This is a genomic window from Limnothrix sp. PR1529, from assembly GCF_002742025.1.
GTDB lineage: Bacteria > Cyanobacteriota > Cyanobacteriia > CACIAM-69d > CACIAM-69d > CACIAM-69d.
In genome coordinates, this window is sequence record NZ_LIRO01000039.1 from 1 (window position 1) to 11,603 (window position 11,603).

The 11,603-nt window shown below is 54.8% G+C and carries 7 protein-coding genes; 1 reads left to right on the plus strand and 6 read right to left on the minus strand.

What is annotated here, in order from left to right:
* The 4 genes from AMR42_RS06660 to AMR42_RS06675 all read right to left on the minus strand — a co-directional run.
* Positions 1–4,245: PAS domain-containing protein (locus AMR42_RS06660; protein ID WP_158234385.1), on the minus strand; the 4,245-nt coding region annotated here is incomplete at its 3' end.
* Between the two features lie 733 nt (positions 4,246–4,978).
* Entirely contained in the window at positions 4,979–5,146 is a 168-nt protein-coding gene (locus AMR42_RS06665; RefSeq protein WP_099532687.1) for a metallothionein, read from the minus strand.
* 401 nt (positions 5,147–5,547) lie between these two features.
* Positions 5,548–7,332 carry an NAD+ synthase gene (locus tag AMR42_RS06670; protein WP_099532688.1) on the minus strand — a complete coding sequence of 595 codons (1,785 nt, stop codon included), beginning with the start codon at positions 7,330–7,332 and terminating at the stop codon, positions 5,548–5,550.
* A gap of 297 nt (positions 7,333–7,629) precedes the next feature.
* Positions 7,630–8,235, minus strand: a complete 606-nt coding sequence (locus AMR42_RS06675; RefSeq protein WP_099532689.1) for a gamma-glutamylcyclotransferase — start codon at positions 8,233–8,235, stop codon at positions 7,630–7,632.
* A gap of 241 nt (positions 8,236–8,476) precedes the next feature.
* Between AMR42_RS06675 and AMR42_RS06680 the strand changes: the two genes are divergently transcribed.
* Positions 8,477–9,673 carry a homocysteine biosynthesis protein gene (locus AMR42_RS06680; RefSeq protein WP_099532690.1) on the plus strand — a complete coding sequence of 399 codons (1,197 nt, stop codon included), beginning with the start codon at positions 8,477–8,479 and terminating at the stop codon, positions 9,671–9,673.
* 36 nt (positions 9,674–9,709) lie between these two features.
* Here AMR42_RS06680 and AMR42_RS06685 read toward each other — a convergent pair whose 3' ends face one another.
* Both AMR42_RS06685 and AMR42_RS19775 read right to left on the minus strand, forming a co-directional pair.
* Positions 9,710–10,126, minus strand: coding sequence for a response regulator (locus AMR42_RS06685; RefSeq protein ID WP_234406718.1), 417 nt, complete (start codon positions 10,124–10,126; stop codon positions 9,710–9,712).
* A 302-nt stretch (positions 10,127–10,428) separates the two neighbouring features.
* A complete protein-coding gene (locus tag AMR42_RS19775) occupies positions 10,429–10,674 on the minus strand; it encodes a hypothetical protein (protein WP_234406719.1) in 246 nt (81 codons plus the stop codon).
* Between the last annotated feature and the right edge of the window lie 929 nt (positions 10,675–11,603).

The window sequence follows — 11,603 nt, forward strand, 5'->3', positions numbered from 1 at the left end:
CGGTTGGGCGGGTAATTCTGTGGGTGATTTTGCGGGTAATTCTGGGGCTAGCGCTGGAGTCAGTTCAAAATTTAACGCCTTGAACGCCAGTGCCGGATCTCCTGTGGACTCCGTTGTTCGGTTTAGTTCCGGCTCCGGTGCAAATGTCGGCTCTGATTCCCATGGTGCTTGCGGAATCCAGTCTTCAAAATTCTCTAACCCTCTCCAAGTCTCTAGGGCTTCTGGGTTGTGGGGTGGGTCGGGGGCGATGGGATGCGGGTTCGATCGCCCCGCGATCGGTGTTGGAACCACCGGAACCGCCGGAAAGTACAAACAAAACTGGCTACCCTGTCCCAAGGTGCTGCGTACTTGGATTGTGCCCCCCAGCATGGCCGTGAGCCGCTTGACGATCGCCAGTCCCAACCCTGTGCCGCCATATTCTCGCTCGCACTGACCTTCGCTTTGAATAAAGGCTTCAAAAATTCGGGACTGCTGGTCGGGTGCAATGCCAATTCCCGTATCTGTGACCGTCAACCGCAGATTGAGCGTGGGTTCCGGAAGGGCTTCGGGGTTGGGTTGTCCCGTAAAGTTGGGATTAACAAACGTGGGATGATTGGGCGGCGGTGGCGGTGGCGCTGGGCGATCGGGGTTGTTGGCCGCCTGGGGAACCGCATGGCTGGGGATGGTTTGCAGGGAAATCGTGACATGGCCACGCTCGGTGAACTTCACGGCATTGCCCACCAAGTTGACCAAAATTTGGCGGAGGCGCACGGAGTCAAAGGTGATCAACTCAGGGATTCGATCGGCCACGGCCACCTGCACCTGAATGCCTTTTTGTTGGGCCGCCACCGTGAACATTTCCGCCACCTCACGCAACACTAAGCGTGGCCGAATGGGGCCCCAGTGCAAAACCAGTTTTCCCGCTTCAATTTTTGAGAGATCCAACAAATCGTTAATTAAAGCCAACAGGGTTTCCCCGCTTTGGGTCATGACCTGAAGCCACGATCGGGTTTTGGGGTCTCGGGCTTCCCGTTGCAGCAGTTCACAAAATCCCAAAATGGAGTTCATGGGGGTGCGAATTTCGTGGCTGAGGTTCGCTAAAAATTCGCTCTTGGCGCGGTTGGCCAAGTCGGCGGCTTCTTTGGCTTGGCGCAGGGCGGCTTCGGCGGTGGCGCGGGATTGGGCCATGGCCATCAATGTGCCGACTTGCTGGGCCCATTTGATGCTGCCGGGTTCCCAGGCGGCGGGCTGGTTCATGGCCAAGACAAAGCAAGCCACCAGTTCACTGCGGTAGTGAATGGGCAACACCCCGATCGAACTCATGCCCTGTTCGGCTAACCAGTGGTCAATGGCAGCGTTCAGGGAATTTGAGCGATCCGCAGAATCGGGCAACAGAATTGGTTCTGCGCGATCCAGGCGATCGCTCAACCAATCCAACGGCAACAGCAGGGTTGAGGGATCCGGCGTGAGCGGACAAGCCACCTGATCCGTGGGCCGCAACCAATAGCCATCCAGGCTCCAGGGCTGACCGGCGGCCGGCCGCGAACAAAACCAGGCATGGCTCAGATGCAGGGCGGAAACCACCGTGGAGAGCGTGGTGGCCAGGGCAATGCCAATATCTTCGTTCAAAAACTGCTGGGATAGGCTGGCTAAGACCCGATCGCGGTGCGATCGCCGTTGCAAAACCTCCAGCAGCCGTTTCAGATCCGTGATGTCGTTGGCCGTTCCCAACAACAGTTGCGGTCGCCCCTGCTGATCCCAGCTAAAAACCGTTTCCCGACTGCTGAGGGTGCGCCATTCTCCATTGGCATGACGCATTCGATATTCCCGCTCCAAAACCTGGCCCACCTCAGTTCGCGCACAGGTGCGCCCATATTGCAGCAGCGCCAACCAGTCATCGGGGTGGAGCACATCCACAAAGGAGCCTTGGGCCATCCGCTGAATTTCCGGCACTGAGTAGCCCAGCAGGGTTTCCACCGCTTGATTGACATAGACCAACTCTTGATCCAACAGGTTGTAGAGGTAGAGCAAGTTGGGGGTGGAGTCGGCCAACTGCTGCACAAACCGCTGGCTTTCGGCTAGTTGGGCCGTGCGTTCCTGAACGCGCTGTTCTAGCTGTTCGTTCAGTTGGCGCAAGGCTCCTTCAACGGCCTTGAGGGGGGTGATGTCTGCAATGTTGCCCAGCAGTTGGGTGGGATGACCTTGGCGATCGCGCGAGAAGATCGTTAACCGTTCAAAGAGCCAGCGCCATTCCCCGTCCGATCGCTGCATTCGATATTCCCGCTCGCAAATTTCCCCATCCGTGCAGCTCAAAACGGTGTCGTAGTGATGGGCCAAGCGCTCAAAATCGTCGGGATGCACCAGGCGCACCACCATGGCGCTGGTCATGGCCTGGATTTCCCGAGGGGTGTAGCCCAAAATATCCTGCACCGCATGGTTGATGTAGAGGGTGCGGTGCTGGGTCAGGTCGTAAAGATAGACCATGTTGGGGTTCGCGTCGGCCATTTTTTGCAGCATGTGTTGACTGTGGGCCAGGTCGGTGGACTGTTCGGCGGCGCGGGTCGCTAATTCCGTGTTGAGGCGATCGATCGCGCGGTTCGCCCGCTGCCGTTCCAGCTCGGCCGCAGCCCGGGCCGCAAAAATTCGCAAAATGGTGATGTGGTTGGGATCCTCGGGCAATGGCTGCGTATCCATCACAATCAAGGCCCCGATCGTTGTGCCTTGGGAGTCTTGGAGGGGCACGCCTGCATAGCTTTCGGCTCCCAGGTTGCGCAGGTTGGTTCCTTGGGGAAATTGGGATTGCAAACTTTGCCCACAGGTGTAGGTTTGGCCACCAAAGACGATCGCACAGGGGTGATGGGTCCAGTAATAGGCAAAGCTGGTTCCCCATTCCGTTTGATTCCACCAGGCCAACACTTCCGCTTGGTGGCATCGATGATCCATGACGCTGGTGAGGAAGGCATAGCGAACGCCCAGGGATTCTGCCAACAGCCGCACGCAGTTCTCAAAAAAGGCTTTGCCGGTGCTGGTGGTGGCTTCGACCAAGGCCCGCAACATGGCTTCCCGGCGCTGGAGGTCGCTGATGTCTTGGAAGGCTAAGAACAAACAGGCTTGCCCGTCCAGCTCGATCGGGGCGGCAGACAGTTGCACCAATTTGCGCTGGCCGTTGAGATCGTGAATCGCCAGTTCCGGCGACTGGTAATAGCGACCGGTTTGGATGGTGGAGCGAATTTGTTGATAGTCCCGATCACGCAAAAATCCCTGAAGTGACTGCACGCTGAGGCCTTGCACTTCCGCTGGCAAATAGCCGGCCAAGCGCGTGAAGGCTTCATTGGCTTCCAAAATCAAACCTCCTCCATCCAAAATTAGGCCAGGAGAAGGATTAAGTCGAAAAACCGCCATCCAGCGCGATTCAGTCAGGCGCAAGGCTTGGGCAATGGACTGACTGACCCGATCGCGATCGGGATTGCGATAGATCAAGGCGCGATCGGTGGCGGCCAAGGTTGGGAGGTGCGATCGGTTCCAGGGGCGATCAAGGGCAGGTTGGCTAGATTCCGGTTTGCCGGATTCTGGTTTGATAGATTCTGGTTTGGTCGATCCAAGTTGTAAGCGATTCGGTTCGATCGCCCCCCCAGATCCGTCGGATCCAGCCAACTCCGACAACCCTGGCTCAGGAACCGCCGCCGCCTGCGTTTCGGCAGCCTGCTCCAATCCTTCCAGCCGCAAGCCCACCGCCAACGACAGGGCCACCGCTTGCAATTCCCGCTGGGCAAAAATGGACAGGGGCGGCACTGGAGCCGACTGCACGGCCATGAGCCAACCCCAATGGTGTTGTTGGGGAGCAATGGGAATCGCCACAAAACATTGAATTTGCAAGGCCTTGAGATGTTGCGACAGCAGGGGCGATCGCCCCTGCAGCGGCCCTGCCACCCCAATCACCGGCTCCACCACCGTGATCGGCAGCAGCGGAAACTGCAACGGCAACTCCCCACCCAAGCGGCTGTCCTCGTCGGGGCGGCTAGATTCATAAACCACCTGTAATGCTTGGTTATGGATCCGTTGGGCAATCAACACCGCATCCACCCCCAACTGCAGCCGCAAATCGTGCAGGGCGGCTTGGGCAATGCGCGGCCAGCGATCGCCCCGGGCCAGCCGCTCCATCACTCGCTGGGCCAGATTTCCCGTTTCCGTTGCCCGCTGTTCGCGCGATCGCTCAACGCTGTGGCCCATGTCCGGGCGATCGAGAAAGGTCTCACTCAGTGCCATAGCAAAAACGAACCGCACCTCAGTTTGGAATAGGCGGAACCTTCTATTCTGCATTTGCACTAGGAGGCTGGGGTGATGGCAATCAAGCACCATTACCGCCCAAGAATCCTTCGAGGCTTCCCAATTATTTGCCGAAACTCCCGGCCTTCCTCAGACGCTTGCAAGTCAATGAACTGGCGAGCAAATTTCCCAGAAATACCGCCAAGAAATGTTTCTCGGAAAGATCACCAAAGGTATCCCCCGAGGACATTACTCAGGGATATGGCCCAGAAACAGGTCTGAGCAAGCCGGGATCCTCACACCAGGAATTGGCAATTGGCAAGCTGCACTTGAACTTAGGTTCTACTTCAATTGTGTCTTTTTTAAACTGTAATGGCCTTAAATGATCAAATTGTGTCGATCGACCCAACGAAGGCGCGATCGCACGTCACCGCCAATCAATATTTGTTGCTGTATATCAATATCTGTTGATCATCTGTCGATTATCTATCGATTACCTACTGATCATTTTTTACTGATTATCTATTGATCTCTTGATCTCTATCGATATTGGTCTCTATCAATTTTTGTCTATAAAAATGTGAATTTAAGATATAAAAAATGAGTTTAGATGTGAGTTTGAAATCATAAATCAACAGCTATATCAAAAATCAACAGCCATATCAAACCGCAAAGGGGGCGCACGGCCGCACGCCCCGATCCGAACTGTCAAAAATTACGGCAAAAACCTAGCCTAAGCTTGACCGCAATTGCAGCCGGAATTGCCACAGCAAGCGCCGCCTTCATGGCCATTGGCGCAGGCTTCGCTGCAATAGTGCTTTCCGTCTTTTTGGATGGCGGTTGCCAAGTCCACAGTGCAGAGGCAAGGGCCGCAGTCGCATTTTTGAGTGGTCGTCGTCATGGGTTGCTCCTAGCAATCTCACTGAGCAGTGAGGCGAGTGGGTTAAAGATCCCTAAGATCCCCGATCGAGGATGGTGCGTCGCTGGGTCGTTGGTTGTTGTCCAAGGGGGAGGTTCCCCGAGTTCTGGGCCCGGCGTGGGGTTCCAGAAATAACTCCAAGCCATGACCTGATCGCGATTGGCGTTTGAGGTGGGGATCTCAAAATTGGGGTCTGAGTTGGGGTCTAAGTTGAAACCTAAGTTGATCTTAGGTCAGCTTTAGATGAATAGCTGAACGTTTGTTCAGATGTTGCTACTTTAGCATGACTTTTCCCGCGACTGTCAAGGGTCGATCGGGGAAAGGAAAAATTTACCGAGAATGCTGAAGCCCTTAAGCCATGCCCCTAGGCAATTTTGATGACCCTAGGCATCGCTCAACTGCCAGCAACTGGCGATCGGCATTCGCCAACCCACCCCAAAGGCCTGATCGCTGACCTTGAGCACCGGGGGCGTTTGTCGCCGTTTAAATTCAGCCCGAGCAACCAGGTGCATCACCCGCCGCACGGTGGCCGACTCGTGACCAGCGGCCACCAAATCCGCGAGGGACTGCCGACGATTCACCAGCCGATCGAGAATGTCATCCAAAACTTCATAAGGGGGCAAGGAATCTTGATCCAGTTGGTCGGGGCGCAGTTCGGCGCTGGGGGGCTTGTTCAGTACGTTGCTGGGCACGATTTCCGCCCCCTGGGACACCAACCGCGCAAAGGCAGCCGCGCCCACTTGCCCCTGATTGAGCCAATGGCAGAGGGAATAGACGCGGGTTTTGGGCACATCGGCGATCGCGGCCAAGCCGCCGTTGGTGTCGCCATAGAGGGTGCAATAGCCCACGGCCATTTCGGATTTGTTGCCTGTGGAAATGAGCAAATAGCCAAATTTGTTGGCCAAGGCCATTAACAAGTTGCCGCGAATGCGCGATTGCAAATTCTCTTCGGTCACGTCTGGTTGGGTTTGGGCAAAGGGTTCCGCTAGGGTTTGCTCAAAGGTGGCCATCAAGTCCCCGATCGGGAGTTTCAGGGTTGGGAAACCCAAGTTTTCCGCCAGGGCCAGGGCATCGGCGATCGAGTGGTCGGAACTGTAAGGGGAAGGCATCAACACGCCCAAAACGTTTTCGGCCCCCAATGCCGCCACGGCCAAGGCTCCAACCAAGGTGGAATCAATCCCCCCACTGAGGCCCAGCACAATTTTGCGAAAGCCACATTTGCGGGCATAGTCCCGAATGCCCAACACGAGGGCTGACCACAGCTCCGCATCGGTGCTGGGAGCCAGGGGGGCTAGCAATCCGGTTTGTTCTGGCAGGGGTTGCTCATCTGCCAACAGGGGCAAGCTGTGGGGCCAAGATCCTTCCTGGCCGGTGACCACAAAATCGCGGGTTTCCGGATCAAATTCCGTGATGATTAACCCGGTTTCAAAGCTCGCTCCCCGGGCCGCGATCGCCCCTGTGCGACTGATGACCAAGCTGGTGCCATCAAAGATCAGATCATCATTGCTGCCCACCTGATTGACATAGGCGATCGGGAAACCATAATTCAAAGCCGAATGTTGCAGCATTTCTTCGCGCAACCGAGGCTTCCCGATCGTGTAGGGCGATGCGGACAGATTCACCACCCAATCCACATCACAATCCGCCAATTCCGCCAGGGGATCCACATCATAGAATTTGCGGCCCCAAAACTGATTGTTGTTCCAAATATCCTCACAGATTGTTACGCCGATTTTGATGCCGTCGAGCGTGAACCATTCCGCTTTTTTACCCGGCTCAAAATAGCGCCCCTCATCAAAAACATCATAGGTGGGCAGCAGTCGTTTACTAAACACATGCCGCAGGGCACAACTATCAATCAGCACTGCGCTATTAAAGAGACTTTTTCCACCTTCGGTCGCCAACAAATTGCCAATGATTGTCCCCGTCAGCACGGCCAGATTAGGCGGTAGCTCACGGGCCAGCTTGGTCAACTGTTGTTTTGTGGCTTCCAAAAAGCTGGGCCAAGCCAACAAATCGCGCGGTGGATATCCACAAAGGGCTAATTCCGGAACCACCAACAGCCGCGCACCTTGGCGACTGGCCTGCTGGGCAGCGTTGAGGATGGCACGGGCGTTTCCCGCCAAATCTCCGACCACAAGGTTCAGTTGAGCGAGGGCAATTTTCATGGGGGCAAGCGGGGGAGGATCGATCGGGATATCGACGGAATTACGAAATTATCGATATAGCCTATCGGCAAATTAGCGATCGCGTAATGGGAATTGATCTGCAATTTGCCGAGTCGATCGCCCCTTTCCTTGGGGCCCCGGTGCTTTTGTTGCACCACTGTGGAGAACAGGCTGAGATGTCTGTTCTGAAATCGCTAGCCGTTGATTAGCCCCCAAACATCAACCGTTTGATTGGATTTGATCGGGTTTGATTCGGACTAGATCGGATTTAGTCCCGTTGAATCCATGCTCCAAGGCCTAGCTGGCTTGGGGGTGATAGGGATGAGGATGAGGGTGGGGATATTGATGGTGATGTTGGCGCTGAAGTTGAGCCATGTGATGGAAGAGTTTCCAGCAATATTCTTCTGGCAGGCCGCAGGTGGTGGCTCCGCGCATCACGACGGTGAAATACCAATCATTGGGGGCCAGTTCGCGGGGCAATTTGTCCACAACCACGTAGGTGCGCACATCGCGGTAGGTTTGGCCCTGGCTGGTGACGGTGATGGTTTCGCGACGGTAGCCACCTCGGGGCACATCTTCGCGATCGTCCAGTTGGTCGCTTAAGCGCCAGGGCAGGGCATAAAGAACCCCAAAAACGCGCGATCGGGCATCAGGAACCACATCCAACACGCCGCATTCTCGCCGGGGCGATCGCCAGTTAAACCCCAACCGATAACCCTCAAGCATGGCCGTGCCCACCAGGTAAGGATAAGCTGGCTCTCCGAGGGTGCGCTGCAAATCCACCGGGCACATGCAGGAGCCATAGGCAAAGTACAGAAACGTGGGTTCAGCGGGAGAACCGTTGGTCAGCGAGGCTTGGGGGGCGACGGGTGCGGCGATCGGGGCGGGGCGAGAGGGGTTCATCGGCAGACGGAGGTGGATGGGGAAACGTTGATCCGATTGTCACCGCTGGGGGCCGTTGGGTTACGGAGGATTAAGCATTCGATCGAACCCGAAGCGAAGGGGTCAGCAGCGAGCAAGATTGTGCCAGCATTGTGCTGGTTTGCATCCTAGCAAAACTGTTTACCGAAATACAACTAAAACTCGATCGAAAAACCGTAGATTCAACGGTAGATTCAGATTACGTTACCGAGTTCCGAAGCCCATGCGATCGATTGCCGAGATCAACGACAAAATCCGGAGTGGCCAAGTCACCGTTTGGACGGCCGAAGAACTGAAAGCCCAAGTGGCCACAATCGGCATCCAGGCGGCGGCCGCGCGGGTAGACGTGGTGGTGACCGGAACCTTTGAACCCATGGAGGCTTCTGGAGCCTTTCTGAACCTGGGGCAAACGGATCCACCGATCAAAATTCGCCGCTGCTGGCTCGATGGCGTGCCGGCCTATGCGGGCTTTGGGGCGGTGGATTTGTATTTGGGAGCCAGCCACCCGGTGGAATTTGCCGACGGAGAAGCGCCCGATGAAGGCCGCGATCGGGGCGGCGGCCATGTCATTGAAAGTTTGATCGCGGGGCATTCGGTGCAACTGCGGGCGATCGGGCATGTGACCGACTGCTATCCCCGAGGCTCCTTTGAAACCTCGATTTCCCGCGACACGATCAACCAGTTTTATCTCTACAACCCCCGCAATCTCTACCAAAACTTCATCGTGGGCGTGAATGGGGGCGATCGGCTGCTGAATACCTACCTGGGCCCCTTGCAACCCAACCTGGGCAATGCGGTCTATGTCAGCGGTGGGGCCTTGTCTCCCCTGCTGAACGATCCGGAACTGCGACTGTTGGGCATTGGCAGCCGCATTTGGTTGGCCGGCAGCCAGGGCTACATTGCCTGGGAAGGAACTCAGCATTTTCCGCTGCAAAAGCGCCTCCCCAACCAAACCCCGATCGGCCCGGCGGCCACCCTGGCTTTGGTGGGAGATGCCAAACAAATGCAGGCCCAATGGGTGCGCGGTTGCTATTTCAAAGGCTATGGGCCGTCCCTGATGTTGGGGGTGGGTGTGCCGTTGCCAGTGGTGGACGAAGCGGTGGTGGCCCGTTGCGCCGTCAAAGATGAAGAAATTGTGGCCCCGATCGTGGATTTTTCGATTCCCCGACGGGTGCGGCCCACCTTTGGCCTGGTGAACTATGCCCAACTGAAGTCCGGTCGCATTGAAATTGACGGAAAACTCGTGCGCACAGCACCGCTCACTAGCTTGGCCCTGTCGCGTCAGGTGTCCGAGGCGCTGAAATTGGAAATTCAACAGGGGCGGTTTTTGCTGTCGGAGGCCGTGGCCCCGTTGCCGAGCGATCGCACCTTTATTCCGCAGGATCGCTGGGGACAAATTGGGATGGAATCGGAACCTTAGGGCGTAGGGGTCGCGATCGCCCAAGGCATCGCTCACCTAGGCGCGATCGAGCGTGTGGTAAGCCACCAAGGAGCGCAAAGCATCTTGATCGAACGGTTTGGTGATGTATTCCGTGGCTCCTGCCAGTTGCCCTTGAATGCGATCGAACGGGCGATCGTGGGAAGTCAACATAATCACCGGTAGCGCAGCAAACTGGGGCAAGCTGCGCAAAATTCGGCACAGCTCCAGCCCATTCAGATTCGGCATCGACACATCCAACAGCAGCAGATCGATTCGCTGGTGGTAGATCATCGACAGCGCCTCCACCGGATCCGCCGTCGTCACCACGTTGTACAAATCCTCTAACGTGCGGCGCACCAAGGTATGCACAATCAAGCTATCGTCCACCGCCAGCACCGTGGGCTTTGTCATGCTCGATCGAGCCACAGAAACGACATCAGAGGAGCTGTTCATGACTGACCCCAGGATTGAGATGATCGATGCGGCAATTGATGGGGCAAATTCCCAAACGCCTTGTGCCTCACCCCTCGCAGGTTGGTTTCAGGTCGCTGGTCGAATCAGCCTGCCCAATCCTGCAAGAAATAGCACTCTCGTTTGATTAATCCATCAATTGCTACCTTAGCTGCCTTATTAGATGATTATTCCTAGATTCCTGATTTCTTTCACCCATATGGCTAATCTCCCAAGGAGAAAGACAAGGACTTTCAAGACAATTTCAAGGCGATCGAGGGACTGAGACTAAAGCAGGGAACTAATTAAATTCTGGCATTTTCCGTTGCGCCCTGGTCAAAATTCTGTTCGTAGGCATCAATTTTTGATAATTGGTCAAGGTTGACGATTGGTGCGCCGATTGCGACCCAGGCACGATCGGCGCTGATCTTGCCCGCTGCGTTGCTCAGACCTCGACCCACGGCAACAGTAGCGCAATTTGAAAATAAAGGGTCTGGGTCTCTTGCGCTGGTTGGCGGAGAGGGCAGCGGCAATGATTTAACCCTCGCCAAAGGTCTTGCAGGGGGAATGGCGTGGTTTTGGGCTGGTTGGGGCGGAATGGGTAGCTCAGTGATTTTTTGAAGAAAAGATCAAAAAACATGAAGGGAATTTGAATATTGTCTCTATTAATAACTGTAATTTATCCAAAATTCATTCAAAATTCATTCAAGATTGATCTGATATTTGTCCAGTATTTGTACAGCATCTATCCAGCGTTTATTGAGTACTCCTCTGGTGTTCATGAACCATTGCTCGACTGCTGATTGATGACTCATGAACGATTTGTCAACTATTCGTCAATCATTCGTTATTAATCCAGTAGCGATGAATGGGCGATCGGGGCGTTGGGGCATTGTTGATGGGCCATGTTGATGAGCCATTGGTGATGGAGTAGGGCCTCGATCGTTCATGGGGCATCATCAGTTTATGGGGCATCAGCAAGGCCCTATCAAGATTGAAAGTCATCAAGGCCAACGTTGGGATTTTGCGAGCACTGATGATTCCAGAGGCCAATTTGCATCCTCTCAGGATTCTCTGAAGGGATGCAAAAGCAATTGGAGTGGTCAATTGCGATCGGGAAACAATTGCCGTGGAATCAGGTTTTTGAACAATTATGAAGATCAAAAACTTAACCTGATCGGCCGAAGGAGTGATTGAGACCATTAATGAGAATAGATTCAATTTCTGAAAGCTCTAATGGGCGATCGCCCGCGAAATTAAGACTTAGTGTCAAAATCAGCAAATTATCTAACGAGAATCAAGGAGAAGCGTGTTTATTTAAGGGTTGGAGAGTATTTACATAAATTTATGATCAAGGGTTTGCGTCCAATCCTTCGTGGATTTATCAATAAAACGCCACATTCACAGATCTAGTGAAAGATCCTGGGCTAAAATTGATAGCAAATACAGATTTTTTTAACAGTTTTGGGGAGAGATGCCG